Consider the following 24,895-nt stretch of genomic DNA (forward strand, 5'->3'; position numbering starts at 1 on the left):
TCACGGCCACTCTCAATCAAGGATGCCCCATGATCACCTGGCAATGGAACACGTTCGACGAACTCGGCCCCCACGATTTGTACCAGGTGCTGGCCCTGCGCCAGCGCGTGTTCGTCATCGAACAGCAGTGTATTTACCCGGATCTCGATGGCCATGACCAGCAAGCCATGCATTTGCTGGGCTGGCAAACGGTCGACGGCCAGCGCCGGCTGGCCGCATATCTGAGGGTGCTGGCGCCCGGCGCCAAGTATGTGGAAATGTCGCTGGGCCGCGTGCTGACGGCGCCCGAGGCGCGCACCACGGGCGCCGGCAAACAGCTATTGCTTGAGGGCATCGCGCGCGCCGAACGCCAGCACCCTGGCCACGCCACCCGCATCGGCGCGCAGCAGTACCTTGAGCGCTTCTATCAATCCTTCGGCTTTGTTACCGTCAGCGCGCCCTACGACGAAGATGGCATACAGCACGTCGACATGCTGCGCGCAGTGCAGCCGGAAGCGGCGGCATGACGACGGCCCTCATTTCCTGGAGCGGCGGCAAGGATTCCTGCCTGGCCCTGTGGCGCGCGCGCAACGCCGGCATGGCCGTGCCGCTGTTGATCACGGCGATGGATGAAGATGGCCGCAAATCGCGCTCGCACGGCGTGCCGCCGGAATTGCTCGCAGCGCAGGCGGCCAGCCTGGGGGCACGCCTGCAGCGCTATCACGCCAGCTGGGCCAGTTACGAGGAGAAATTCATCGCCATGCTGCGCGCGGCGAAAGACGAGGGCATAGTCCACGCGATCTTCGGCGACATCGACTTGCAGCCGCACCGCGACTGGGAAGAAAAAGTCTGCGCCGCTGCCGGCCTGACGGCCCACCTGCCGCTGTGGGGCGAAGCGCGGCGCGCGCTGGTCGACGAATTTCTCGCCGCCGGCTTCAAGGCCATCGTCGTCTGCATCAATGGCCAGCACCTGCCGCGCGAATTTTGCGGGCGCGAGTTCGACGCCGCCTTTTTGGCCGACCTGCCGCCCGGCGTCGACGCCTGCGGCGAAAACGGCGAATTCCATACCTTCGTCTACGACGGCCCCGCCTTCAGCGCACCGGTGGCGCTGCGCCGCACGCAGGTGCTGCAATACGACGCGCCAGCCAATCTGGGCGGCGCCACGTATTACTTCCAGGAACTGGCCCCGCCTGTGGCCTAACGAGGCCGCCAAAGCAAAAAGGGCGATTCCGTGGAATCGCCCTTGTCCCTGCTGCCCTGCGCGTGCTTATTTTTTCGTCACGGCGACCAGCTTGACTTCAAACAGCAAGCCAGCGTAGCCAGGAATCTTCGGCGAACTGCCAGCCTTGCCATAACCCAGATCATACGGAATGGCCAGCGTGCGCGTGCCACCGACCTGCATGCCGACCAGGCCGCGGTCCCAGCCCAGGATGACCTGGCCGATGCCCAGGACGAAAGTAAAACCGGCGCCCGCCGGGCTTGCATCGAACTGCACACCTTTGTTGCCCGGCTTGCTTGCGTCATACAGCCAGCCCGTGTAGGTCACCGTCAGGGTATCCCCCGCCGCGGCGGTCGCGCCGGTGCCTTTCACCAGGTCAGGAAAGGCGAACTCTTTCACTTGCGTATTCGGGTCAAGCACGACCGGCTTCTCGGTGTTGGCAGCGGCACCGCAAGCGGTCAGGGCCACGGCGCAAACGAGGGTGGCGATTATTTGAAATACCGATTTCATGGTTTCCCTTTAAATATTGGTGTATGGCTAAGGCCCGTACGGTGCGGACCGGTACGGGCTGCAGTTTAACAGGAGTCGCCTGCTGCATTTGTAAGCAGACGTAAGCGTGGCGGAAAATTATGCACCCACGCAACGTTGCCACAATAGCCACGCCATCTAGATTTCCACCTGCGTACCCAGTTCGATCACCCGGTTGCTCGGAATCTGATAGTAGTCGGCCGCCGTGCGCGCATTGCGCGACATGGTGACGAACAGGTGCTCGCGCCACGGCATCATGCCGGCACCCGGCGTCGAGATGATGGTCTGGCGCGCGATGAAAAACGACGTTTCCATCATCTCGAAGTCCAGTCCCTGCTCGGCGCACTGCGCCAGCGCAGCCGGAATGTCCGGTTCATCCTTGAAGCCGTAATGCACATTGACCTGGTAGCACTGATGACCCAGGTCCACCACGCGCACGCGCTCCGATGGCGCCACCCACGGCTCTTCATGCATGAAGACGGTCAGGAAGATCACCCGTTCGTGCAACACTTTGTTGTGCAGCAAGTTGTGCAGCAGCGCATGTGGCACGCCGTCCGTTTCGCCGCGCAGGAAGATGGCCGTGCCGGGCACGCGCAGCGGCGGCGCGATGAACAGCGACGAGAGGAAATCGTCGAGCGGAATCGCATGCTTTTCCAGGTTCTGGAACACCAGTTGGCGGCCCCGCTTCCAGGTCAGCATGACGATGAACAAAATCGAGCCCAGCAGCAACGGGAACCAGCCGCCGTGGAACAGTTTCAGCGCCGTGGCTGACACCAGGTTGACGTCGATGATCAGGAAAAAGCCCGTCGCGGCCCAGCACAGGGCCAGGTTCATCTTCCAGCGGTAGCGGATGACGAAGAAGGTCAGGATCGTGGTCGACAGCATGGTGGCCGTGACGGCGATGCCGTAGGCGGCGGCCAGGTTTTCCGAAGAGCCGAAGCCGATGACGGCCAGCAGCACCACGGACAGCTGCAGCCAGTTCACGGCGGGAATGTAAATCTGCCCGATTTCGCTTTCCGACGTGTGGCGCACGCGCATGCGCGGCAAAAAGCCCAGCGCGATGGCTTGCTTGGTCATCGAGAAGGTGCCGGAAATGGTCGCCTGCGAGGCGATCACGGTGGCCATGGTCGACAGGATCACCAGCGGATATACGCTCCACGCGCCCAACTGCTGGTAAAACGGATTCGAGACGGCTTCCGGATGGGCCAGCAGCAAGCCGCCCTGGCCCAGGTAGTTCAGCGCCAGCGCGGGAAAGGCGATCAGGAACCAGGCCAGGCGGATCGGCTTCTTGCCGAAGTGGCCCATGTCGGCGTACAGCGCCTCGGCGCCCGTCAGCGCCAGCACCACGGCGCCCAGGGCGACAAAGGCGACAAAACCGTTATTCATCAGGAAGGTCGCCGCGTGCAGGGGGTTGAGTGCGGCCAGGATGGCCGGCGACTTGATGATGTTGACCACGCCCATGCCGGCCAGCGTAGCAAACCACAGCACCATGATGGGGGCAAAATAGCGGCCGATACCGGCCGTGCCGTGCGACTGCACCGAGTACAGCGCCACCAGCACCACCATCGTCAGCGGCACCACATACGGACTGAAGGCGGGCGTGGCCACTTCCAGGCCTTCGATCGCCGACAGCACGGAAATGGCTGGCGTGATCACGCTGTCGCCATAAAACAGGGTGGCGCCGAAGACGCCGATCACCATCAGCGGGAAATGCCAGCGCGACAGGCGGCTGACGGACGACAGCACCAGCGCCATCAAGGCCATGATGCCGCCCTCGCCGCGATTGTCGGCGCGCAGCACCAGGGTCACGTACTTGAGCGAGACGATCAGGGTCAGGCCCCAGAAAATCAGCGAGACGATACCCAGCAGGTTCTCGTGCGAGAGCAGCAGGCCGTGGGCCGGGTCAAACACCGTCTTCAGGGTGTACAGCGGACTGGTGCCGATATCGCCGTAAACGATGCCCACGGCCGCCAGCGTCATGCCGGCAAGGCCGCTTTTTTTATGTTCCGACGTCAAGGTTGCACCCGTTTTTGTTTTGTTGCATCGCACAATATGATAGGTATTAGCAAATAGCAAGAGTATTTTTGCATGGTTCCGCAGCTGCCCCAAAGTCGTGGTTTTGTGCCGCTCCGCCTTGCTGCGCGGGCTTGCGGCCAGTAATTTGTTGCCATTCTACCCCTCGCCAGCGGCGCCGGGCAGCCCCCGATGTTTTCAGCCATAATGACAGACTGTCTACTCTTCAGCGAACCCCATCATGAATCCAGGCATGTTGTACGCCTCCCTCGCCTTCCTGTGCTGGGGCCTGTTCCCCCTGTACTTCCACGCCATCGGCGAGATCGCACCACAGGAAATCCTGGCGCACCGCATGGTCTGGTCGCTATTGTTCCTGGGCGTCGTGCTGACCGTGCGCCGTCAGTGGAGCTGGCTGGGCAGCCTGAAAGCGCAGCCCAGGGTCGTGGTCAGCTTCGTGGCCAGCGCGTTTTTGCTCTCCGCCAACTGGTTCATCTATATATGGGCCGTCAACAACGGCCACGTCGTCGACGCCAGCCTCGGCTACTTTATTACGCCCCTGATCAACGTGATGCTGGGCTTCTTGCTGCTGCACGAGCGCCTGCGTCGCCTGCAGTGGCTGGCCATCGGCCTGGCCGCCTGCGGCGTGGCCTGGCTCACTTGGCAGGCTGGGCAAGTGCCATGGATCGCCCTGCTGCTGGCAGCCACGTTTGGCGGCTATGGCTTGCTGCGCAAAACGGCCGCGCTGGGCGCGCTGGAAGGCTTGTCATTCGAAACATTGATTCTGTTCCCTTTGGCGCTGGCCTACATGCTGTGGCTGGCCTGGCATGGCCAGAGCGGCTTCGTCAATACTGACTCGTCCGCCACGCGCGCCCTGCTGCTGGCGTCCGGCCCCATCACGGCCATCCCCCTGCTGCTGTTTGCCGCTGGCGCGCGCCGCCTGCCGCTGGCCGTGCTGGGGTTATTGCAATACATCGCTCCCACGGGCCAGCTGCTGATCGGCGTGTGGGTCTTCCACGAATCGTTCACGCCCGAACGCATGCTGGGCTTCCTCGTCATCTGGACGGCGCTGGGCCTGTATGCGGCCGAAGGCCTGTGGAGCAGCCGCCGCGCGCGCAGCGCCGCCTAGTCTTGCCCCTGACGCCCGTTTCCGCAGCGCGCAGCGCTGGCCGGAAGCGGGCGTTTACCGTATCCTGTCCGTCTTTGTATATCACCCGAGATTTCTAATGGCAAATTACGTCTACACCATGAATCGCGTGGGCAAAATCGTCCCGCCCAAACGCCAGATTCTGAAAGATATTTCCCTGTCCTTCTTCCCAGGCGCGAAGATCGGCGTGCTGGGCCTGAACGGCTCCGGCAAATCGACCCTGCTGAAAATTATGGCAGGCATCGACACCGACATCCAGGGCGAAGCCGTGCCGATGCCGGGCCTGAACATCGGCTACCTGCCGCAGGAACCGCAGCTGGACCCGGAAAAAACCGTGCGCCAGGAAGTGGAGTCGGGCCTGGGCGAAGTCTTTGAAGCGCAAGCCAAGCTGGAAGCCGTGTACGCCGCGTATGCCGAGGAAGACGCCGATTTCGACGCCCTGGCCACGGAACAGGCACGCCTGGAAGCGATCATTTCGACGTCCGACGGCGGCAATCTGAATCTGCAGCTGGAAATGGCGGCCGACGCACTGCGCCTGCCGCCATGGGACGCCAAGGTCGGCGTGCTGTCCGGCGGTGAAAAGCGCCGCGTGGCGCTGTGCAAGCTGCTGCTGTCCAAGCCCGACATGCTGCTGCTCGATGAGCCGACCAACCATCTGGATGCGGAATCGGTCGACTGGCTGGAACAATTCCTGCTGCGCTTCCCCGGCACCGTGGTGGCCATCACCCATGACCGTTACTTCCTCGACAACGCAGCCGAGTGGATCCTGGAGCTGGACCGCGGCAGCGGCATTCCATGGAAGGGCAATTACTCGACCTGGCTGGAGCAGAAGCAAGCCCGCCTGAAGCAGGAGGAATCGACGGAATCGGCGCGCCAAAAGGCGCTGCAGAAGGAATTGGAATGGTCGCGCCAGAACCCGAAAGCGCGCCAGGCCAAGTCGAAAGCCCGCCTGGCCCGTTTCAATGAGCTGTCCGAGCACGAATACCAGAAGCGCAACGAAACGCAGGAGATCTTCATTCCCGTGGCCGAACGCCTGGGCAATGACGTCATCGAGTTCAAGAACGTGTCGAAAGCGTTCGGCGACCGTTTGCTGATCGACAACCTGAGCTTTACCGTGCCGCCAGGCGCCATCGTCGGCATCATCGGCCCCAACGGCGCCGGTAAGTCGACCCTGTTCAAGATGATTACCGGCAAGGAACAGCCGGACAGCGGCGAAGTGGCCATCGGCCAGACGGCGCGCGTCTCCATCGTCGACCAGAACCGCGATTCGCTGGCCGACAACAAGTCCGTCTTTGAAGATGTGTCCGGCGGCGCCGACATGCTGACCGTGGGCCGCTTCGAAATGCCGTCGCGCGCCTACCTGGGCCGCTTCAACTTCAAGGGTTCGGACCAGCAGAAAATGGTGGGCAACCTGTCCGGCGGTGAACGTGGCCGTCTGCACCTGGCGAAAACCCTGCTGATGGGCGGTAACGTCCTGCTGCTCGATGAACCGTCGAACGATCTGGACGTGGAAACCTTGCGCGCGCTGGAAGACGCCCTGCTGGAATTTGCCGGCAGCGTCATGGTCATTTCGCATGATCGCTGGTTCCTCGACCGTATCGCCACGCACATCCTGGCCTTCGAAGGCAATTCGCAGGTCACCTTCTTTGACGGCAACTATCAGGAATATGAAGCCGACAAGAAAAAACGCCTGGGCGAAGAAGGCGCGAAGCCGAAACGTATCCGCTACAAACCGCTCACGACCTAAGTTTCACGTCGGATAATGTAAAAAAGGCAGTCACCTCACGGTGACTGCCTTTTTTTTCAGCAAACTTCTGGTAAATTAGAAGTTGTAGCGTGCGCCTAAAGCGAGGCCCGTGGCCTTGCGGCCCTGGTCGGCGCTCTTGCCGAAGTGCTCCACTTCCGCCGTCAGCGAGACTTTCTCGTTGATCGCGTACTGGGCACCGACGGAAGCGTACACGCCCGTCTTGTCGTTGCCGCTGATGCCGGTCGACAGGCCGGTGCCGCTCAAGCTATTCTTGACCTTGGCCACACCGAGCTTACCGAACACGCCGATCTTGTCGGTCACCGGCATGGTAGCCTTGCCGGCCAGATAGTAGCCATGCGAGTCGCTTTTCACGGAACCGTTGCCGGCACCGGTGACATAGCTGTAATCCTTGCTGCCGAAATCGGCATAGCCGCCCTCGACCGCCCAGGTTTTATCGAAATCGTAACCGGCGAAGATCTTGGCGCCGGCCTTGTAGCCGCTGTGATTATCGGCGCTGGTGGCGCCGGGAATATCGAAGTTATAACGGTTGCCCGTGACACCAGCGCCCACATAGGCGCCTTCGGCGTGCGCGGCGCTCATGCCGGTCAGTGCGGTAACGGAAGCGATCATTGCAAACAGGATTTTCTTCTTCATCATGTTCTCTCTCTCAATTAGTGAATGTTCCTAGATTCATGCCTGGATTCGCAGTTCAGCGAAGTGCGATGACTACACATTAACAGCCGAAAAAAACTACGTCTTTCTCGATTCCGTAAGAACTGTGACAAGATGTAAGTCGGCATTGCAAACTGACAATAACCGTAAAATGCGCACCGTTGGACGAACTTAAGATAGACTTAAGGAAATTAGCGATTTTCAGTCAAGAGGAGAAGTGCATGCACAAACGCCAGTTTCTCGCCGCCGGCATGGCCGCCGCGGCCCTGCCCGCCATCGCCCGGGCGGCGCCCGCCGGCCTGCGCGGTCCGGCCCTGCTGACCATCACGGGCAGCATCGACAAACCCAACCGGGGCCCGTTCGACGCCGTGCGCGACCAGATGATGCACAAGCAAAAGATCAGTTTTGAGAGGGCGCGGGCCTTCGACTTCACGGCGCTGGCGAACTTGCCGGCGCGCACCATCCACCCCACCCTGGAATACGATGGCAAGGCGCATGCCCTGCGCGGGCCGCTGCTGGTCGAGGTATTGAAGGCGGCGGGCGCGCCGGAGGAAGGCGATATCCGCCTGCTGCTGCGCGCCGTGGATGGCTATGCGGCGGCGCTGACCATGGCGCAGGCGCGCGCACAGCGTTTTATTATCGCCACCCACCTGGACGGGCAGCCAATGGCGCTGGGCGGCCTGGGGCCGCTATGGGCAATCCACGATGCGGACCGCATCGCGGCCGTGGCGGCCCTGCCCCTGGCCGAACGGTTCGCCAGCTGCCCGTGGGCGCTGTATCACATCGGCGTGGAGGCGGGCTGAAGCAGATTACAACACCAATCAAGCGTAGGCTTCCGCCATCGACATGACACGCGGCGCGATGGTAATGCCATGCTCCTCGAACAGGGCCGTGATGGCTGCCAGGTTGTGCGTGCACTCGTCGGTTTTCCAGCCCTTGAAGATATCCGTGCCATCCTTCTGGAAATGCAGATCCAGCACCTTGCCCGCATCCTTGTGCAGGTAGGGCGAACTATAGGTGTTCTCGAAGCCGAGCGCCTTCAATTGTCCCAGCAAAGCAGCTGGTGGATGGTCGGGATCGGTGGCGAGAAAAATGCCGAAGGTCTTGCCCGGTGGTTTGGCGGCGATGTCGACCTCGTAGATGCCGGGGGCCTTGCTGACGGACGTACTCTTTAAAAATAACATACAACACTCCCTGCGCGTAATGTCCCACGCCTGAAACGGGCGGCAAGACAGGGGCGGTGCGCAATGATTCCCCTCGTCAAATCTTATTGCTAATTTGCATCTTTGTCGACAAATCGGTACTTTTATTTGGTAAGTCGTGGTTATCTTGTCGCGTTCGCCAGCGTAAATTATCAATAAAGCCAGTTATCATTGCGCCAATACCCGGCCTGCTGCATACTTTTGGCTTGCGTCACGATTGCCTTCCCGCCTGCCACTCCCTCGTCTCCATGCGTCTTCTGTCGATCAAGTACCGCCTGCTCATCCTCCTGACCCTGATCCTGGGGGCGGGCTTCATGGCCACCAGCCTGGCCAGCTACCTGGCCTCGCGCCAGGCCATCGAGCATGGCATCGCCGACCAGACCTTGCCGCTGACGGGCGACAATATCTATTCCGAAATCCAGAAGGACATGCTGCGTCCCGTCTTCATTTCCTCGCTGATGGCGCACGACACCTTCGTGCGCGACTGGATCCTCGCCGGCGAAAACAAGCCGGAACAGATCGTGCGCTACCTGGCCGAAGTCAAGAAAAAATACGGCGCCATCACCAGCTTTCTCGTCTCGGACAAGAGCAGCAAATATTATTACGCGGAAGGCACCTTGAAATCCGTCAGCCCGCAAGCAACGCGCGACATCTGGTACTACCGCGTGCGCGCCATGGACAGCAGCGATTATGAAACCAATGTCGACGTGGACATGGCCAACCGCGACAGCATGACCATCTTCATCAACCACCGCGTCTACGATTACAACGGCAGGTTCATCGGCGCCACGGGCATCGGCCTGACCCTGGCCACCATGAACCACATCATCGACCGCTACCAGGCGCGCTTCCACCGCAACATCTATTTTGTCGATGCCGCCGGCACGTTGGTGCTGGCGGGCAAGACCATGCGCAACGGGCACGGCAACATCCGCAGCTTGCCCGGCGTGAACGCCATTGCCGACCAGATCATCAACCACCAGAGCGAACCGACGCATCTGTCGTACCAGTTGGGCCGTGCGCAAATCCTCGTCAACTCGCGCTTCATTCCCGAACTGGGCTGGTACCTGGTGGTCGAGCAGAATGTCAGCGACGAAGTCCAGTCGCTGCAGCGCGTATTCATCTTCAACCTGGCCATCAGCTTTGGCGTCACCCTGCTGGTACTGGTGCTGACCTTGCTGACGGTGAACCGCTACCAGCGCCGCATCGAGCGCATCGCCTCGACGGATGCGCTGACCGGACTATTGAACCGCCAATCGCTGGAGTTGCTGTTCCAACGCGCCATGCTCCTGTCCAAACGCAACGAGCAGCCCATGTCTGCCATCCTGTTCGACATCGATTTCTTCAAGCGCGTCAACGATACCCATGGCCACCTGTGGGGCGACAAGGTCATCCGTGGCGTGGCCGACGTGGCGCGCGCCACCGTGCGCGAAAGCGATGTCATCACGCGCTGGGGCGGCGAGGAATACTTGGTATTGCTGAATAACTGCAGCCTGGCCAAAGCGGCGGAAGTGGCGGAAAACCTGCGCGCCGCCATCGAACGCCACGATTTCGGCCTGCCCGAACCGCAGGTACCCGTGACGATCAGCCTGGGCGTGGCCGAGTACCGGCCAGAGGAAAGCGAATCGGCCTTCTTTTCGCGCGCCGACAGCGCGCTGTATCAGGCCAAGCAGCACGGACGCAACGGCGTGCACGCCGCCGATTGATTTATTGCCCGCGCTTGCGCCTGGCCAGATCCTGCGTGGGCGCCACCAGCGCGCGGTACAACTCGCCCGTGGCGGCATCCCAGCTTTGCACGGCCAGCTGCTGGCGTTGCACGGTGGCCGAATCGCCCCGTGCGATGGGGCCGGACAGCGCGGGCGCGGCGCCCAGGCGGAATACATTTGCCACCGCTTCCGTCACCAGGGGCTGCGCCAGTTCGCGCGCCACCGGCTCGGGAATGCCAGCCGCCTGGTAGGCGCGCAGCGCGGCATCGAGCACCGTCACCAGGTAATTGCTGGCAAACACGGCAGCGGCGTGATACAGGGTCTTGGCGGCCGGGTCGATGGACACGGGGCGCGCGCCGATGGCATTCAAGGCTGGCGTGAGGAAGGCCAGCGCCAGCGGATCGCCTTCGACGCCGCAAAACGTGCCGTCAAAGGTGGCGGCCACCTGCTGCGGGTCGGCAAAGCTGCGGATCGGGTGGGCGCTGGCGACAAAGGCGCCGGCCTGCGTGGCCGCCAGCAGCACGTTCGAGGCCAGCGCGCCGCTGCAGTGGAACACGATGGCGCCAGCCTGGCGTCCTTCGGCCACCAGCGCCGCGCAGGCCGGGCCGATCTGGTCGTCCGCCACGGCCAGCATGGTGACGTCGGCGCGCCGCAAGGCCACATAGCTGGCGACAGGCGTGCCGGCGCCGATGAAATCGACGGCCGCCTGCGCCGATGCCATTGAGCGCGTCAGCACGTCCTGCACGACGATACCTTCCACGCCGGCGAACAGACGGCCCAGCACGCGGCCCACATGGCCGGCGCCGATGATATTCAGGGTCACGTTCATGGTAATAGGCTAGAAACTCGATCCAGGCTGGCGCAGGAATTCCAGCTCTTGCGGCGTGGAGGCGCGTCCGAGGATCCCGTTGCGGTGCGGGAAGCGACCAAAGCGGGCGATCACTTCCTGGTGCCGCTGCGCATAATCGAGCATGCCGTCAAAACCGGGCTGTGCCTGCGACAGCAGCTGGAACAGCTCGACGGCGCGCGCCTGCATGGCCAGGTCTTCCGCGTGTTCGAACGGCAGGTAGGCAAAGGCGCGCAGCATCGGCGGCAACTGCCGGTCCTGCCCTGCGTCCGTCAAGCCGACGGCCAGCGCCAGCGCCCGGGAGTCGCCGGCAAAGGCGCGCGGCGTGCCGCGATACACATTGCGCGTGAATTGATCGAGCACGATGAGGCGCGCCAGCGCGCCGTGCGGTGTCGCGTCCCATTCGCGCAAGCCGCCCTCGATAGCGGCATCGATCAGCGCGCCGAAACGGTCGCGTATCTGCGCGTCGAAGCCGTCATCCTTGCGGAACCATTCCGCGCGCGACTGGCCATAGTCAGGGTTATCCGGCGGCAGGAACCAGAAATCGAGTACATCTTGGGCCTGTGCATCCATGTCCATCCTCTCAGCATCCGTATCAATTGCGGGCATGCGACAGCTGGAAGCCGGCGATGCCCTCGAAAGCGGCCAGTTCGGCCGACATGGCGGACAGGCTGGCGCCCGTGTTCTTGCCATGCGCGATGGCAACAAAACGCCACTCCTGCATGCCGTCGCTGCTGCCGATGGTCAGCGAGCCGCTGGCGATGTCGTAGCCGCGCTTGGCCGCCATGCGCCGCAACGCATCTTCGCGCGGAATAAACCCTTGCCGGAAGCGCATGGTGATGGCCACCGCATGGCGCGACGGCAGCCAGTTCTCCAATTTTGACAGAAATATCATCGCCATCGCGCACAGAAAGGCCAGACCCATGGCCGACAAATAAAAGCCGATGCCGACCATGATGCCGATCACGGACGAGGCCCAGATCGAGGCGGCCGTCGTCAGGCCGCTGATATTGAAGCCCTCGCGCATGATGACGCCGGCGCCGAGGAAACCCACACCCGTGACGATGCCCTGGATGACGCGCGTGGGGTCGCTGCCGACGATGGCGCCATGGCCGCCGTACCAGAACTCGGGATAGCCGCCCAGCACCGTCAGCGCGGCCGACGCCATGCAGACAAGGCTGTAGGTGCGCATGCCCGCCGCGCGCCCGTGATACGAACGCTCGTATCCCACCAGCAAGCCCAGCAGCAGCGCGCCCAGCAGGTTCAGCAGGATCACGCCATTCGTCGCCAGCTCGGCCGGCGACCAGTAGGCGCGCAGGAAGTCGATGGTCGGCATTTAATCCTGGGGCTTTTTGGTCAGCTGTTTTTCAAACGCCACATCGAGCTTGCTGACGCGGCGCGCCTTTTGCGGTCCCAGGCCATTGACGAAGGCGACAAAGGCGTCCAGCTCCAGCGGCGGGCACAGGGGCGGCAAGCCGGGGCCTTCCGTGAGAAAGAACAGTTCGTCGCCCGTGCGCGCCATCGTGTAGAGGCGGTGGCCGGTGCGTTCCTTGAGCCGCTCGATGGCGGACGTGGCGCGGGTCGAGCGCATCAGATGGCTCCCGTGCGCTGTTCCAGCCACGCCAGCGCGTCGCCCGCCAAGTGCGGCGCCAGGCGCGCGCGTACGGTGGCGTGATAATCGTTGAGCCAGGCCGCCTCGTCGTCGCGCAACAGCGAGCGTTCCACGCAGCGCGTATCGATCGGGCACAGGGTCAATGTTTCAAAACGCAGGAATTCACCGAACTGCGTCGCCCCCGCGGGAATCGCTGGTACATTCAGCACCAGATTCTCGATGCGGATGCCCCACTGGCCGGGGCGGTAGATTCCTGGCTCGATGGAAGTGATCATGCCTATCTCCATGGCCGTCTGCGGCTCCGGCATGGCGGATTGGGAAATCGATTGCGGCCCTTCGTGGACGTTGAGGAAAAAACCCACGCCGTGGCCCGTACCATGGCCGAAGTCGATGCCCTCAGCCCACAGCGGTGCGCGCGCAATCGCATCGAGCATGGGCGACTTCACGCCGCGCGGGAACTGCGCGCGCGACAGGGCGATCATGCTGCGCAAGACCAGGGTGAAGTCGCGCTTGTGTTCAGCCGTGATCGTGCCGACGGGGACCACGCGCGTGATATCCGTGGTGCCGCCCCAATACTGGCCGCCCGAGTCGATCAGCAGCAAGCCGTCGCCTTCGATGGTCGCTTCCGTGCCCGCATGCGCGTGGTAATGCATGATGGCGCCATGCGCGTTGAAGCCGGCGATGGTGCCGAAACTGGGGCTCACAAAACCGGCGCGACGGGCGCGGGCGGCCGTCAGGTGTTCATCGACGCCGATTTCCGTCAACGGTGCGCGTTGCTGGTCGGCCAGGGTGCTATCTAACCAGCTGAAAAATTCGCACAGGGCGGCGCCATCCTGCTCCATGGCGGCGCGCACGTGCGCCGCTTCGGCATCCGTCTTGCGCGACTTGGCCAGGGTGGTCGGGTTGATGGCTTCGACCACGCGCACGCCCTCGGCCACGGCCTGGCGCGTGCCGAAGGTGATGCGGCGCGGGTCCAGCAGCAAGGTGGCGCCGGCAGGCAAGGCAGCCAGCGCAGCCGCTGTGCGCTCATACGCAACCACGTCCACGCCCTGGGCTTCCAGGGTGGCGCGCAGCGCGGCGGGCAGCTTGCCATCGGCGACAAACAGGGTGGCGCGCTCGGGACCCACCAGCGCATGCGCGAGGAAGACGGGGTTGTAATTGACGTCGGCGCCGCGCAGGTTGAACAGCCAGGCGATATCGTCGAGGGTGGAAATCACATGGTGGCTGGCGCCGTGCGCCGCCATGCTGGCGCGCAGGGCCGCCAGTTTTTCCATGCGCGACAGCGATGGATACGCGGCCGCATGCTCGACCACAGGGGCGGCGGGCATGGCCGGGCGCTGCGGCCAGACGGCTTGCAGCACATCGGTGTCCGTGCGCAGGGTCACTTGCGCGCCCAGCGCCTGCTGCAGCAGGCGCGCATTGGCCAGGCCCAGCACGGCGCCATCGACGGCCACCGTCTGCCCCGGCTGCATGGTCTCGCCCAGCCAGTCGATGTACAGCACGCTGGCGCCGGACGGGATTTTCTTCAGGACGATGCCGCTGCCGGCCAGTTCGTCTTCCGCCTGTTCCCAGTAGCGGCCATCGGTCCACATGCCGGCAAAATCCTGCGTCACGACCAGGGTGCCGACCGAACCCGTAAAGCCCGACAGCCACTCGCGGCCCTGCCAGCGGGCCGGCAGGTACTCAGACAAATGCGGGTCGGCCGAGGGCACGATGCAAGCGTCGATGTGCTGCGCGCGCATGGCGCTGCGCAGTTGCGACAAACGGGAGGCGGGAGTGGCTTGGTCAGGTGTCTGCATGGGGACGAAAAGAGCGGTGCTGGGAAGCGCCTATGATACCGCGATTAGGCCGGGTAAGGCACTGCGCGCCTGCAGGAACGATTGATAGTGCTGCTCCGTCAGGTACCGCACGTCGTCGAGCGAGACCTCATTCGCCATCATCGGCCTCGTAGCGGCGCAAGCCTTCCAGGTCCAGCACCCGGATGCCGCCGTAATCAAGGCGCAGCAAGCCTTTCTTTTCCAGCACCTGCAAAGCCTGGTTGGCGCGCTGGCGCGAAGAGCCGGATAGCAGGCCGATTTCTTCCTGCGACAACTGCACCAGCGTGTCCACGCTCGGGTACAGGTGCGAGTGGAACATCGAGGCCAGGCAGCGCGCCACGCGCGTGTTCAGGTCGAGCAGGCGCTCGTTTTCCACCATGCCGATGAACTGGCCCAGGCGCTCATTGAGCTGCATCAGCAAAAAGCGCGTGAATGGCAGGCTCGTTTCCAGCAGCCAGTGGAAGGTGGCGGCAGGCAGGCGCGCCACGCGCGTATCGCGCACGGCGATGGTGTCGTATTTGCGCATCTCGCGCTTGAGCAGCGAACCTTCGCCAAACCAGCTGCCCGGCGGCATGCCCGTAAACGTCATGGCCTTGCCGGAGGCCGAAAAATTATTCATCTTGACCATGCCGCTGATGACGCCGATCCAGTTGTCCACGGGCTCGCCCTTGCGGCAGACAAAGCCGCCTTTCGGCACGAAAGTCTCAAACACATCCGCCTCGACCCGGGCCATTTGCGCGGGATCGAGCAGTTGCGCCCAGTTGGCCGCGCGCACGGCATCCTTCAAACTGATATCAGGGTAGGTCATTGTGCGATGCACCATCGAAATGTGGGTAAATGTCCCCGAAAAGACAACTCGGCAAACTAACGCAAGCTACTATCATTGCACAAACGCCTTACACATAAAAAACACAGAGCGCCATCCAACGAGGTGGGGCCTGAGACAAGCAACAGGGAGACACTGGTGCAAACGAATACCACAGCAACCATGCCGACTTTTCCGCGGCGCTTATTGCAACACGGGACAGTACGATCCGACAAGCCTGCCTTTCGCGAAAAACATCTGGGCATCTGGCAAACCTGGACCTGGCTGGAAGTCAACGACGAGGTACGCGCGCTGGCCTGCGGCCTGGCCGCCATCGGCTTCCAGCGCGGCATGAACCTGGCCATCATCGGCGACAACCGTCCCCGCCTGTACTGGGCCATGCTGGCAGCGCAAAGCCTGGGCGGCGTGCCCGTGCCACTGTACCAGGACGCGCCGGCCGCCGACATGGCCTATGTGCTGCAGGATGCGGAAATCCGCTACGCCATCGTCGAAGACCAGGAACAGGTCGACAAGCTGCTCGAACTCAAGGCCCTGTACCCGCACATCGCCCACATCGCCTATGACGACGAACGGGGCATGCGCCATTACCGCCAGCCGGAACTGATGTCCTTTGCCGCCCTGCAGGTGCTGGGCAGGGCTTATGACCGCGAACACCCGGGCTTTTTCGACGCCGCCGTGGCGGCCGGTGCTGGCCACGACTCGGCCGTCATCCTGTACACCTCGGGCACCACGGGCAAACCGAAGGGCGTGTGCCAGAGCCACACGGCGCTGCTGGCCGCAGGCGAAGGCGGTGTCGCCTTCGACAAGCTTACCGACAATGAAGACATCCTGTCCTACCTGCCCATGGCGTGGGTGGGCGACTGCCTGTTCTCGCTGGCGCAAGCCATGGTCGCCGGCTTCACCGTCAACTGCCCGGAATCGGGCGACACGGTGATGATCGACATGCGCGAAATCGGCCCCACGTGCTACTTTGCGCCGCCGCGCGTGTTCGAGAACATGCTCACCAGCGTGATGATACGCATGGAAGACGCCAGCAGCATCAAGCGCCACATGTTCAGCCATTTCATGGACGTGGCCAAGCGCTGCGGCGCGCAGATTTTGGATGGCAAGCCCGTACCGCTGGCGGACCGCCTCAGCTACAAATTGGGCGAGCTGCTCGTCTACGGCCCGCTGAAAAACGTGCTGGGACTGTCGCGCGTGCGCGTCGCCTACACGGCCGGCGCCGCCATCGGCCCCGACCTGTTCCGCTTCTACCGCTCCATCGGCGTCAACCTCAAACAATTGTACGGTTCCACCGAAACCTGCGCCTATGTGTGTCTGCAACCGGACGGCAATATCAAGTTCGACAGCGTGGGCTTGCCGGCGCCGGGCGTGGAAGTCAAGCTGGCGGCCAATGGCGAAGTGCTGGTCAAGTCGCCCGCCACCATGAGCGGCTACTTCAAGCGTCCCGACGCCACCGCCGAAGTGATCGACGCCGACGGCTACTTTCATACGGGCGACGCGGGCGTGTTCGACAGCGAAGGTCATCTGAAAATCATCGACCGCGCGGCCGACGTCGGCAAGCTGACGTGCGGCGCCATCTTCGCGCCCAACTACATCGAGAACAAGCTCAAGTTCTTCCCCTTCATCAAGGAAGTGGTGGCCTTCGGCCATGCGCGCGACCAGGTCTGCGCCTTCATCAACATCGATATCGAAGCGGTGGGCAACTGGTCCGAGCGGCGCGGCATCGCGTATGCCGGCTACACCGACCTGGCCGCACGCGCCGAGACCTATGGCCTGATCCGCGACTGTATCGAGCAAGTCAACGCGGAACTGGCAGCCGACCCACTGATGGACCGCACGCAGGTGCACCGCTTCCTGGTGCTGCACAAGGAACTCGACCCGGACGACGACGAGCTGACCCGCACGCGCAAGGTACGCCGCAAATTCATCGCCGAAAAGTACGCGGTGCTCATTTCCGCCCTGTATGAGGGCAAGGCAACGCAATACATCGAGACCCAGGTGAAATTCGAGGATGGCCGCACCGGTTCGACCAGCGCCGACCTGCAGATATGGGACAGCAAAACGTACCGGCCCCAGAGCCTGGCCGCATGATGGAGCACAGCACGATGCAAATGAACGAACCCGACGCCCATTTCGGCACGGCCCGCAAGACGGGTCCCGTAATCCTCGACTTGAAAAACATCTCGCTGTCGTTCGGCGGCGTCAAGGCGCTGACCGACATCTCGTTTGACGTCAAGCAGCATGAAATCCGCGCCATCATCGGCCCGAACGGCGCGGGCAAAAGCTCGATGCTGAACGTGATCAATGGCGTGTACCGTCCGCAGCAGGGCGAGATCATTTATCGGGGCGAGCACCGGCGCGGCATGGATTGCTACCAGGCTGCCAAGTCCGGCATCGCGCGCACCTTCCAGAACATCGCCCTGTTCAAGGGCATGACGGTGTTAGACAACATCATGACGGGGCGCAACCTGAAGATGAAGTCGAATTTTCTCTTGCAAGCCCTGTACTGGGGCCCGGCGCGGCGCGAGGAAATCGAACACCGCAAGAAAGCCGAAGAAATCATCGACTTCCTGGAAATCCAGGCCATCCGCAAGACGCCTGTGGGGCGCCTGCCCTACGGCCTGCAAAAACGCGTGGAGCTGGGTCGCGCGCTGGTGGCCGAACCGGAAATTTTGCTGCTGGACGAACCGATGGCCGGCATGAACGTCGAAGAAAAACAGGACATGTGCCGCTTCATCCTCGATGTCAACGACCAGCTGGGCACGACCATCGTGCTGATCGAGCACGACATGGGCGTGGTGATGGATATCTCCGACAGGGTGGTGGTGCTCGATTACGGCAAGAAGATCGGCGACGGCACGCCCGACGAGGTGCGCAGCAACCAGGATGTCATCAACGCCTATCTCGGCGTGGCGCACTAGACGAGGAATCGCAATGAATATCAATTTTTTCTTTGAAGTGCTGATCGGCGGCCTGCTGTCGGGCGTCATGTACGCACTGGTGGCGATCGGTTTTGTCCTGATCTACAAGGCCTCGGGCGTGTTCAATTTTGCGCAGGGAGCGATGGTGTTTTTCGCCGCCCTCACCTGCGTCGGCATCATGGACAAGTTCGGCCTGTCACTGTGGCTGGCCATCCCGCTGACGATGCTCACCATGATCGTCCTGGGCATGGCCATCGAACGTGTGGTCTTGCGCCCGCTCGTCAACCAGCCGGAAATCACGCTCTTCATGGCCACCATCGGCCTGACCTTTTTCATCGAAGGCCTGGCGCAGCTGATGTGGGGCTCGCAGGTGCACAAGCTGGACCTGCCCATCGAAGACGTGCCGATGCAATTCCTGATGGACCGCTTCGACATCAACATCTCGCAGTTCGACCTGATGGCGGCCGGCATCTGCGCGCTGCTGGTGGTCTGCCTGGCCTTGCTGTTCTCGAAAACCAAGGTGGGCCGCGCCCTGCGCGCCGTCGCCGACGACCACCAGGCGGCGCTGGCGGTCGGCATTCCGCTGCAGCGCATCTGGGCCGTGGTGTGGGGTGTGGCAGGCCTGGTGGCCATGGTGGCCGGCTTGCTGTGGGGCGCGCGCAACGGGGTGCAGTTCGCCCTCACCTTCATCGCCTTGAAAGCGCTGCCGGTGCTGATCCTCGGCGGCTTTACCTCGGTACCTGGCGCCATCGTCGGTGGCCTGATCATCGGCGCGTCCGAAAAGCTGGCCGAAGTCTACCTCGGTCCCATGGTGGGCGGCGGCATCGAAGGCTGGTTCCCGTATGTGCTGGCCCTGCTGTTCCTGCTGGTGCGCCCGGAAGGCTTGTTCGGCGAGAAAATCATCCGGCGCATCTGACGCCGCACCGCCGCCGCATGATGCACACAATGCACACGACGCACAACGCTACCGCACCATCGCAAAGGACACGCCATGATTTACCGTGAAGCAGGACAATTCAAGACCAGCTACCAGGCTGACAACCAGATTTTCCCGATCCGCCAAGACCGCCTGGCGCTGACGGCCACGCTCCTCGTCGCCGTCTTCCTCCTGCCATATTTCGCCTCGCCCTACATGCTGTCGGCGATCCTGATCCCCTTCCTGATCTTCGCGCTGGCGGCGCTGGGCCTGAACATATTGACCGGCTACGCGGGCCAGCTGTCGCTGGGCACGGCCGCCTTCATGGCCGTGGGCGCGTTTGCCTCGTATAACTTCATGGCGCGACTGCCTGGCCTGCCGCTGCTGGTGTCGTTCATCCTGGGCGGCTTGTGCGCGGCCATGGTGGGCATCGCCTTCGGTCTGCCCTCCTTGCGCATCCGCGGATTTTATCTGGCCGCCTCCACCCTGGCGACGCAATTCTTTGTCGTCTGGTGCCTGACCAAGATCCCGTACCTGACCAACTACAGCTCCTCGGGCGTGATCACGGTACAGAAAATGACCATCCTCGGCTACCAGTTCGATACGCCGCAAAGCAAATACCTGCTGGTGCTGGCCATCGTTGCCGGCATGGCCCTGCTGGCCAAGAACATGATCCGTTCGAACGTGGGCCGCTCGTGGATGGCCGTGCGCGACATGGACATGGCGGCCGAAGTCATCGGTTTCAGACTGATGCGCACCAAGCTGCTGGCCTTCGCCGTCAGCTCGTTCTACTGCGGCGTGGCCGGCGCGCTGTATGCGTATGCCTACCTGGGCACGGTGGAACCGGAAGCGTACAACCTGGACCTGTCCTTCCGCATCCTCTTCATGATCATCATCGGCGGCGTCGGTTCGATCCTGGGTTCCTTCCTGGGCGCGGCCTTCATCGTGCTGCTGCCCGTCTTCCTGAACACCATCGCGCATGGCCTGGCATTGCCGACCAGCGTGGCCTCGAACCTGGAACTGATGGTGTTCGGCGCGCTGATCATCTTCTTCCTGATCGTCGAACCGCACGGCCTGGCCAGGCTGTGGCAGATCGCGAAAGAGAAATTACGCCTCTGGCCTTTCCCGCACTAACGGTTTTACTTCGCAGTCTGATGTCGATTGACTTGAAATCAAATAAAACAAGAGGAGACACACAATGAAACACATCAAATCGCTCATGCTGGCCGCCGCCATCGCCAGTGCCGCACTCACCATGGCCGGCAGCGCGCAAGCGCAGGACAAGGAACAGTACATCGCCCTGCCGTCCTACCGCGTGGGTCCGTACGCGGCCGGAGGCTCCGGTTTCTACGGCGGCATCATCGACTACTTCAACCTGGTCAACCAGGCCGGCGGCGTCAATGGCGTCAAGATCAGCTGGGAAGAATGCGAAACCGAATACAACCCATCGCGCGGCGTGGAATGCTATGAACGCCTGAAAACCAAGCAGGGTGGCGCCACCCTGGTCGAAACCCTGTCCACGGGCGTCGCCTACGGCATCCTGGACCGCGTGGCGCAAGACAAGATCCCCATGACGATGATCGGCTACGGCCGCTCGGACGCCGCCAACGGCAAGGTCTTCCCGTACGTGTATCCGCTGATCTCCAGTTACTGGAGCCAGGCCGCCGCCATGATCAAGTACCTGGGCGACAAGGATGGCGGCATGGACAAACTGAAAGGCAAAAAGATCGTCCACCTGTACCACGATTCGGCCTTCGGCAAGGAGCCGCTGCCCGTGCTGGAAGCGCTGTCGAAACAGTACGGCTTTGAACTGGTGAAAATTCCCGTCGCGCCGCCAGGCAGCGAACAGCAATCACAATGGCTGCAAATCCGCCAGGCCAAGCCGGACCACGTGATCCTGTGGGGCTGGGGCGTGATGAATTCCGTTGCCATCAAGACGGCGCAGCGCAACGGCTTCCCGCGCGACAAGATGCTGGGCGTCTGGTGGGCCGGCTCCGAGGAAGACACGATTCCATCGGGCGACGCGGCCAAGGGCTACACGGCGATGACGTTTAATACGCCGGGCAACTACCCCGTGCTCGACGACATCCGCAAGAAACTCTACGCGTCCGGCAAGGGCAACCTGTCCGACCAGTCGCGCATCGGCTCCGTCTACCACATGCGCGGCGTGACGGCCGGCATCCTGTGGGTGGAAGCGATCCGCGTGGCGCAGGAAAAATTCGGCAAGGGCAAACCGATCACGGGCGAACAGATGCGCTGGGGCCTGGAAAACCTAAACGTCGACGATGCACGCCAAAAAGCAGTCGGCGCGCTGGGCATGTTCCCCACCGTGAAAACCAGCTGCGACGACCATGAAGGCTCGGGCGCCGTGAAAGTGCAGCAGTGGGATGGCAAGAAATGGACGGCCATCACGCCGAAATGGATCGTCGGCGACAAGGCCCTGGTGCGCAAGCTGGTCGAGGAATCGTCTGGCAAGTACGCCGAAGAGAAAAAGATCACGCCGGCGTGCATGAAGTAAGCATTTGGAACCGGACCGGTGCCAGCGCGCCGGTCCCGTGTTTAACATTTTAAAGAAGCAGCCATGACCCACACTGCCACGCAATCCCCGATCAAGGCGGAAACGCCGCCGCCCTACCTGTCGGTGAACAATATCGAAGTCATCTACGACCACGTGATCCTGGTCCTGAAGGGCGTGTCGCTGCAAGTCCCGCAAGGCAAGATCGTGGCGCTCCTGGGCGCCAACGGTGCTGGCAAGTCGACCACCCTGAAAACCATCTCGACCCTGCTGCGTGGCGAACGCGGCGACGTCACCAAGGGCGAAGTCCAGTTCAAGGGCGAACGCGTGGATCAATTGACGCCGAATGAACTGGTCAAACGGGGCCTGTCGCAAGTGATGGAAGGCCGTCACTGTTTCGGCCACCTCACGATCGAGGAAAACCTCCTGACGGGGGCCTACACGCGCAGCCTGTCGCGCGGCGAGCTGAAAGACGCGCTGGAAAAGGTCTACCACTATTTCCCGCGCCTGAAAACGCGGCGCAGCAGCCAGGCCGGCTATACCTCGGGCGGCGAGCAGCAGATGTGCGCCATCGGCCGCGCGCTGATGGCCAAGCCGTCGATGATACTGCTCGACGAACCCTCGATGGGCATCGCGCCGCAGATCGTCGAAGAGATCTTCGGCATCGTCAAGGACCTGAACCACAAGGAAAACGTGTCGTTCCTGCTGGCCGAACAGAACACCAACGTGGCGCTGCGCTACGCCGACTTCGGCTACATCCTGGAAAACGGCCGCGTCGTGATGGAAGGGCAAGCCCAGGAACTGGCCAGCAACGAAGACGTCAAAGAGTTTTATCTGGGCGTGTCCAGCGCCGGGCGCAAGAGCTTCCGCGACATGAAGTTCTACCGCCGCCGCAAGCGCTGGCTGGCCTGACACGGGAGCAGCCGTCATGGACCAGGAACGGGCGAAACAAGTGTGCCGCGGCTTTCCCGGCGCGACAGAAGACGTCAAATGGAGCAACGTGCTGGCGTTTAGTGTCGGTGGCCGGCTGTTCGCCCTGTGCGGCGCGGAAGCGCACAGCACGCGCGGCATGAGCTTCAAGGTCGATGCGGAACGTTTCCTGGAACTGACGGACCGCCCCGGCTTTCGCCCTGCGCCCTACCTGGCGCGGGCCAAATGGGTGCTGGTCGCCAGCCCCGATGCCCTCGACGACGGGGAAATGGCGGCCCTGCTGCAACGCTCATACAGCCTGATTTTTGCGGGGCTGACGAAAAAAATGCAACGTGACATTGGAGAATCAGCAACATGACCGATACGCTCGACAGTCTGGAAGCACGCGCCCCCGAAGCGCGCGAACGCGAATTGATGGCCGGCCTGCCGCAGCTGATCGCGCGCGCGCAAAAGGCGCCTGGCTGGGCCCGCATCCTCGATGGCGTCAACGCGGCCGACATCACCAGCCGCGCCGCGCTGGCGCAGCTGCCCGTGACGCGCAAGTCCGACCTCAAGCAATTGCAGCACGGCGCGCTGCCGTTCGGCGGCTTGAATACGACGCCAAAGAACGCCCTGTCGCGCGTGTTCGTCTCGCCCGGCCCCATCTTCGATCCGGAAGGCCGCGGCCCCGACTGGTGGCGCTTCGCGCGCCCCATGTATGCAGCCGGCGTGCGTGCAGGCGGCTTGCTACAAAACTGCTTTTCGTATCACTTCACGCCGGCCGCCTTCATGGTCGAAGGGGGCGCCGCGCGCATCGGCTGCACCGTCATCCCGGCCGGCATCGGCCAGACGGAAATGCAGGTACAGGCGATGGCCGACCTCAAGCCGGACACATATATCGGCACGCCGTCATTTTTAAAACTGATCATCGAGAAGGCGCGCGAAATGGGCGCCGACATCAGCAGCGTCACCCAGGCCGTGATGGGCGCGGAAGCCTTGCCCGAATCCTTGCGCAGCTGGTTTGCCGAGAACGGCGTGCCGCACGTGTTCCAGACCTATGCCTCGGCCGATATCGGCAGCATCGCCTATGAAACGGCCAGCAATGGCAAGCTCAATCCGGGCATGGTCGTTGACGAAAACGTGCTGCTGGAAATCGTCCATCCGGGCAGCGGCATTCCCGTCGCGCCGGGCGAAGTGGGCGAAGTCGTCGTCACCGTCTTCAATGCCGACTATCCGCTGATCCGCTTTGCCACGGGCGATCTGTCGGCCGTGCTGATGGACGCGCCGGATTCGCCGTGCGGCCGCACGAATACGCGCATCAAAGGCTGGATGGGACGCGCGGATCAAACCACCAAGGTGCGCGCCATGTTCGTGCATCCGTCGCAGGTGCACGAGATCGCGCGTCGCCACCCGCAAATCAAAAAGGCGCGGCTGGTGGTATCGGGACGCATGGCCAACGACGAGATGACATTACATTGCGAAGTCGACGATCCGCTTGACGCCAGCAGCGTGGAAGCCATCATCGGCTCGATCCGCGAACTGACCAAGCTGCGCGGCGACGTGCTGCTGGTGGCCGTAGGCAGCCTGGCACAAGACGGCAAGGTCATCGACGACAAGCGCGATTACAAATAAGGCCGATTTGCGGGATAATACCGGCATTGACCATCAGCCCTACTCATCGCCATGCAAGAGTCCATGCAAGAATTTCATCACAACCGTGCCCGTGACCTGATCAAGAACGCGGAACTGCTGTTCGACCAAGATACCGTGCAGGCGTCGATCACGCGCATGGCCGATGTGCTCAACACGCGCTTCAACGCCGAGGATTCCAAGGAATTTCCGCTGGTGCTGGGCGTGATGGGCGGCGCCGTCGTGTTTACGGGCAGCCTGCTGCCGCAGCTGAGCTTTCCGCTCGAATTCGACTACATCCATGTGAGCCGCTACGGCGACGACGACAAGGGTGGTGAAGTGGTGTGGAAAGTCATCCCCCGCTCGAACGTAGCGGGCCGCACCGTCATCGTGCTCGACGATATTCTGGACGAAGGCGAAACCCTGGCGCACGTCAAGCAGCGCTTGCTGGACATGGGCGCCGCGGAAGTGATCCTGGCCGTGTTTGCCGACAAGGCCATCGGCAAGAAAAAGCCAGTACAAGCCGACATCGTCGGCCTGGTGATCCCGAACCGCTTCGTCGTCGGCTTCGGCATGGATGCGTATGGCTACTGGCGCAACCTGCCGGGCCTGTGGGCCATCAAGCCCGAGGATTTGAAGCAGGAGTAAGGATGGCTCGGCTGACGCGACATGCCGCGTCAGCCGGCAGCA

General features: G+C 62.6%; 25 protein-coding genes. 15 read left to right on the forward strand and 10 right to left on the reverse strand.

Annotated elements, in window-relative coordinates; translation table 11 throughout:
- The first annotated feature begins 29 nt into the window (after nucleotides 1-29).
- Both ACQ4WY_RS15675 and ACQ4WY_RS15680 read left to right on the forward strand, forming a co-directional pair.
- Nucleotides 30-506 carry a GNAT family N-acetyltransferase gene (locus ACQ4WY_RS15675; RefSeq protein ID WP_436504843.1) on the forward strand — a complete coding sequence of 159 codons (477 nt, stop codon included), beginning with the start codon at nucleotides 30-32 and terminating at the stop codon, nucleotides 504-506.
- A complete protein-coding gene (locus ACQ4WY_RS15680; protein WP_353659332.1) occupies nucleotides 503-1,180 on the forward strand; it encodes a Dph6-related ATP pyrophosphatase in 678 nt (225 codons plus the stop codon). Before ACQ4WY_RS15675 ends, ACQ4WY_RS15680 begins: the two co-directional genes overlap by 4 nt.
- Before the next feature lie 66 nt (nucleotides 1,181-1,246).
- Here the strand turns inward: ACQ4WY_RS15680 and ACQ4WY_RS15685 are convergent, their stop codons facing one another.
- Nucleotides 1,247-1,708: an FKBP-type peptidyl-prolyl cis-trans isomerase gene (locus ACQ4WY_RS15685; protein WP_436504844.1), complete on the reverse strand. Its 462-nt coding sequence runs from the start codon at nucleotides 1,706-1,708 to the stop codon at nucleotides 1,247-1,249.
- A gap of 156 nt (nucleotides 1,709-1,864) precedes the next feature.
- Nucleotides 1,865-3,742 (reverse strand): potassium transporter Kup, encoded by a 1,878-nt coding sequence (locus ACQ4WY_RS15690; protein WP_436504845.1) that lies wholly within the window; start codon nucleotides 3,740-3,742, stop codon nucleotides 1,865-1,867.
- Nucleotides 3,743-3,980: 238 nt separating this feature from the next.
- Here ACQ4WY_RS15690 and rarD point away from each other — a divergent pair, with 238 nt between their 5' ends.
- Together rarD and ettA are read left to right on the forward strand one after the other, a co-directional pair.
- Nucleotides 3,981-4,865, forward strand: coding sequence for an EamA family transporter RarD (gene rarD, locus ACQ4WY_RS15695; RefSeq protein ID WP_436504846.1), 885 nt, complete (start codon nucleotides 3,981-3,983; stop codon nucleotides 4,863-4,865).
- Nucleotides 4,866-4,962: 97 nt separating this feature from the next.
- On the forward strand, nucleotides 4,963-6,630 hold the full coding sequence (gene ettA / locus ACQ4WY_RS15700; protein WP_034783756.1) for an energy-dependent translational throttle protein EttA: 1,668 nt from the start codon (nucleotides 4,963-4,965) through the stop codon (nucleotides 6,628-6,630).
- Nucleotides 6,631-6,705: 75 nt separating this feature from the next.
- Here the strand turns inward: ettA and ACQ4WY_RS15705 are convergent, their stop codons facing one another.
- Entirely contained in the window at nucleotides 6,706-7,287 is a 582-nt protein-coding gene (locus tag ACQ4WY_RS15705) for a porin family protein (protein WP_436504847.1), read from the reverse strand.
- Between the two features lie 236 nt (nucleotides 7,288-7,523).
- Between ACQ4WY_RS15705 and ACQ4WY_RS15710 the strand changes: the two genes are divergently transcribed.
- Nucleotides 7,524-8,105 (forward strand): molybdopterin-dependent oxidoreductase, encoded by a 582-nt coding sequence (locus ACQ4WY_RS15710; protein ID WP_436504848.1) that lies wholly within the window; start codon nucleotides 7,524-7,526, stop codon nucleotides 8,103-8,105.
- A gap of 18 nt (nucleotides 8,106-8,123) precedes the next feature.
- Here the strand turns inward: ACQ4WY_RS15710 and ACQ4WY_RS15715 are convergent, their stop codons facing one another.
- Nucleotides 8,124-8,486, reverse strand: a complete 363-nt coding sequence (locus ACQ4WY_RS15715) for a hypothetical protein (RefSeq protein ID WP_436504849.1) — start codon at nucleotides 8,484-8,486, stop codon at nucleotides 8,124-8,126.
- A gap of 224 nt (nucleotides 8,487-8,710) precedes the next feature.
- Here ACQ4WY_RS15715 and ACQ4WY_RS15720 point away from each other — a divergent pair, with 224 nt between their 5' ends.
- Nucleotides 8,711-10,210, forward strand: a complete 1,500-nt coding sequence (locus ACQ4WY_RS15720) for a sensor domain-containing diguanylate cyclase (protein ID WP_436504850.1) — start codon at nucleotides 8,711-8,713, stop codon at nucleotides 10,208-10,210.
- Nucleotide 10,211: 1 nt separating this feature from the next.
- Here the strand turns inward: ACQ4WY_RS15720 and ACQ4WY_RS15725 are convergent, their stop codons facing one another.
- The 6 genes from ACQ4WY_RS15725 to ACQ4WY_RS15750 form a co-directional block, all read right to left on the reverse strand.
- On the reverse strand, nucleotides 10,212-11,039 hold the full coding sequence (locus ACQ4WY_RS15725; protein ID WP_436504851.1) for a Rossmann-like and DUF2520 domain-containing protein: 828 nt from the start codon (nucleotides 11,037-11,039) through the stop codon (nucleotides 10,212-10,214).
- A gap of 9 nt (nucleotides 11,040-11,048) precedes the next feature.
- Nucleotides 11,049-11,636, reverse strand: coding sequence for a DUF924 family protein (locus tag ACQ4WY_RS15730; protein ID WP_436504995.1), 588 nt, complete (start codon nucleotides 11,634-11,636; stop codon nucleotides 11,049-11,051).
- Between the two features lie 16 nt (nucleotides 11,637-11,652).
- A complete protein-coding gene (locus ACQ4WY_RS15735; protein ID WP_436504852.1) occupies nucleotides 11,653-12,393 on the reverse strand; it encodes an MgtC/SapB family protein in 741 nt (246 codons plus the stop codon).
- A complete protein-coding gene (locus ACQ4WY_RS15740; RefSeq protein WP_077398459.1) occupies nucleotides 12,394-12,648 on the reverse strand; it encodes a hypothetical protein in 255 nt (84 codons plus the stop codon).
- Nucleotides 12,648-14,468 carry an aminopeptidase P family protein gene (locus ACQ4WY_RS15745; RefSeq protein ID WP_436504853.1) on the reverse strand — a complete coding sequence of 607 codons (1,821 nt, stop codon included), beginning with the start codon at nucleotides 14,466-14,468 and terminating at the stop codon, nucleotides 12,648-12,650. Before ACQ4WY_RS15745 ends, ACQ4WY_RS15740 begins: the two co-directional genes overlap by 1 nt.
- Nucleotides 14,469-14,595: 127 nt before the next feature.
- Nucleotides 14,596-15,294 (reverse strand): Crp/Fnr family transcriptional regulator, encoded by a 699-nt coding sequence (locus ACQ4WY_RS15750; RefSeq protein ID WP_215407312.1) that lies wholly within the window; start codon nucleotides 15,292-15,294, stop codon nucleotides 14,596-14,598.
- 180 nt (nucleotides 15,295-15,474) lie between these two features.
- Here ACQ4WY_RS15750 and ACQ4WY_RS15755 point away from each other — a divergent pair, with 180 nt between their 5' ends.
- From ACQ4WY_RS15755 to ACQ4WY_RS15795, 9 genes are all read left to right on the forward strand, one after another.
- Nucleotides 15,475-17,406 (forward strand): AMP-binding protein, encoded by a 1,932-nt coding sequence (locus ACQ4WY_RS15755; RefSeq protein WP_436504996.1) that lies wholly within the window; start codon nucleotides 15,475-15,477, stop codon nucleotides 17,404-17,406.
- 14 nt (nucleotides 17,407-17,420) lie between these two features.
- Nucleotides 17,421-18,236 carry an ABC transporter ATP-binding protein gene (locus tag ACQ4WY_RS15760; RefSeq protein ID WP_251349535.1) on the forward strand — a complete coding sequence of 272 codons (816 nt, stop codon included), beginning with the start codon at nucleotides 17,421-17,423 and terminating at the stop codon, nucleotides 18,234-18,236.
- Nucleotides 18,237-18,255: 19 nt separating this feature from the next.
- The gene (locus tag ACQ4WY_RS15765; RefSeq protein ID WP_436504997.1) at nucleotides 18,256-19,152 is read left to right on the forward strand and encodes a branched-chain amino acid ABC transporter permease; all 897 of its coding nucleotides are present in this window, start codon (nucleotides 18,256-18,258) and stop codon (nucleotides 19,150-19,152) included.
- 75 nt (nucleotides 19,153-19,227) lie between these two features.
- Nucleotides 19,228-20,286 (forward strand): branched-chain amino acid ABC transporter permease, encoded by a 1,059-nt coding sequence (locus tag ACQ4WY_RS15770; RefSeq protein ID WP_034752817.1) that lies wholly within the window; start codon nucleotides 19,228-19,230, stop codon nucleotides 20,284-20,286.
- A 64-nt stretch (nucleotides 20,287-20,350) separates the two neighbouring features.
- Nucleotides 20,351-21,670: an ABC transporter substrate-binding protein gene (locus ACQ4WY_RS15775; protein ID WP_034752814.1), complete on the forward strand. Its 1,320-nt coding sequence runs from the start codon at nucleotides 20,351-20,353 to the stop codon at nucleotides 21,668-21,670.
- A 63-nt stretch (nucleotides 21,671-21,733) separates the two neighbouring features.
- Nucleotides 21,734-22,579, forward strand: coding sequence for an ABC transporter ATP-binding protein (locus ACQ4WY_RS15780; protein WP_436504854.1), 846 nt, complete (start codon nucleotides 21,734-21,736; stop codon nucleotides 22,577-22,579).
- 16 nt (nucleotides 22,580-22,595) lie between these two features.
- Nucleotides 22,596-22,955 (forward strand): MmcQ/YjbR family DNA-binding protein, encoded by a 360-nt coding sequence (locus ACQ4WY_RS15785; RefSeq protein ID WP_436504855.1) that lies wholly within the window; start codon nucleotides 22,596-22,598, stop codon nucleotides 22,953-22,955.
- Nucleotides 22,952-24,208: a phenylacetate--CoA ligase family protein gene (locus ACQ4WY_RS15790; protein ID WP_436504856.1), complete on the forward strand. Its 1,257-nt coding sequence runs from the start codon at nucleotides 22,952-22,954 to the stop codon at nucleotides 24,206-24,208. Before ACQ4WY_RS15785 ends, ACQ4WY_RS15790 begins: the two co-directional genes overlap by 4 nt.
- Before the next feature lie 63 nt (nucleotides 24,209-24,271).
- Nucleotides 24,272-24,853, forward strand: a complete 582-nt coding sequence (locus ACQ4WY_RS15795) for a hypoxanthine-guanine phosphoribosyltransferase (RefSeq protein WP_152251574.1) — start codon at nucleotides 24,272-24,274, stop codon at nucleotides 24,851-24,853.
- Nucleotides 24,854-24,895 lie beyond the last annotated feature (42 nt).

It is taken from the genome of Janthinobacterium salmonicoloratum (genome assembly GCF_051380845.1).
GTDB lineage: Bacteria > Pseudomonadota > Gammaproteobacteria > Burkholderiales > Burkholderiaceae_D > Janthinobacterium > Janthinobacterium lividum_F.

Bases quoted from the DNA above. Each gene is read 5' to 3' on its own strand.
- ACQ4WY_RS15675 (WP_436504843.1), top strand. From the start codon at position 30: ATGATCACCTGGCAATGGAACACGTTCGACGAACTCGGCCCCCACGAT.
- ACQ4WY_RS15680 (WP_353659332.1), top strand. From the start codon at position 503: ATGACGACGGCCCTCATTTCCTGGAGCGGCGGCAAGGATTCCTGCCTG.
- ACQ4WY_RS15685 (WP_436504844.1), bottom strand. From the start codon at position 1,708: ATGAAATCGGTATTTCAAATAATCGCCACCCTCGTTTGCGCCGTGGCC.
- rarD (WP_436504846.1), top strand. From the start codon at position 3,981: ATGAATCCAGGCATGTTGTACGCCTCCCTCGCCTTCCTGTGCTGGGGC.
- ettA (WP_034783756.1), top strand. From the start codon at position 4,963: ATGGCAAATTACGTCTACACCATGAATCGCGTGGGCAAAATCGTCCCG.
- ACQ4WY_RS15705 (WP_436504847.1), bottom strand. From the start codon at position 7,287: ATGATGAAGAAGAAAATCCTGTTTGCAATGATCGCTTCCGTTACCGCA.
- ACQ4WY_RS15710 (WP_436504848.1), top strand. From the start codon at position 7,524: ATGCACAAACGCCAGTTTCTCGCCGCCGGCATGGCCGCCGCGGCCCTG.
- ACQ4WY_RS15715 (WP_436504849.1), bottom strand. From the start codon at position 8,486: ATGTTATTTTTAAAGAGTACGTCCGTCAGCAAGGCCCCCGGCATCTAC.
- ACQ4WY_RS15725 (WP_436504851.1), bottom strand. From the start codon at position 11,039: ATGAACGTGACCCTGAATATCATCGGCGCCGGCCATGTGGGCCGCGTG.
- ACQ4WY_RS15730 (WP_436504995.1), bottom strand. From the start codon at position 11,636: ATGGACATGGATGCACAGGCCCAAGATGTACTCGATTTCTGGTTCCTG.
- ACQ4WY_RS15735 (WP_436504852.1), bottom strand. From the start codon at position 12,393: ATGCCGACCATCGACTTCCTGCGCGCCTACTGGTCGCCGGCCGAGCTG.
- ACQ4WY_RS15740 (WP_077398459.1), bottom strand. From the start codon at position 12,648: ATGCGCTCGACCCGCGCCACGTCCGCCATCGAGCGGCTCAAGGAACGC.
- ACQ4WY_RS15745 (WP_436504853.1), bottom strand. From the start codon at position 14,468: ATGCAGACACCTGACCAAGCCACTCCCGCCTCCCGTTTGTCGCAACTG.
- ACQ4WY_RS15750 (WP_215407312.1), bottom strand. From the start codon at position 15,294: ATGACCTACCCTGATATCAGTTTGAAGGATGCCGTGCGCGCGGCCAAC.
- ACQ4WY_RS15755 (WP_436504996.1), top strand. From the start codon at position 15,475: ATGCCGACTTTTCCGCGGCGCTTATTGCAACACGGGACAGTACGATCC.
- ACQ4WY_RS15760 (WP_251349535.1), top strand. From the start codon at position 17,421: ATGCAAATGAACGAACCCGACGCCCATTTCGGCACGGCCCGCAAGACG.
- ACQ4WY_RS15770 (WP_034752817.1), top strand. From the start codon at position 19,228: ATGATTTACCGTGAAGCAGGACAATTCAAGACCAGCTACCAGGCTGAC.
- ACQ4WY_RS15775 (WP_034752814.1), top strand. From the start codon at position 20,351: ATGAAACACATCAAATCGCTCATGCTGGCCGCCGCCATCGCCAGTGCC.
- ACQ4WY_RS15780 (WP_436504854.1), top strand. From the start codon at position 21,734: ATGACCCACACTGCCACGCAATCCCCGATCAAGGCGGAAACGCCGCCG.
- ACQ4WY_RS15785 (WP_436504855.1), top strand. From the start codon at position 22,596: ATGGACCAGGAACGGGCGAAACAAGTGTGCCGCGGCTTTCCCGGCGCG.
- ACQ4WY_RS15790 (WP_436504856.1), top strand. From the start codon at position 22,952: ATGACCGATACGCTCGACAGTCTGGAAGCACGCGCCCCCGAAGCGCGC.
- ACQ4WY_RS15795 (WP_152251574.1), top strand. From the start codon at position 24,272: ATGCAAGAATTTCATCACAACCGTGCCCGTGACCTGATCAAGAACGCG.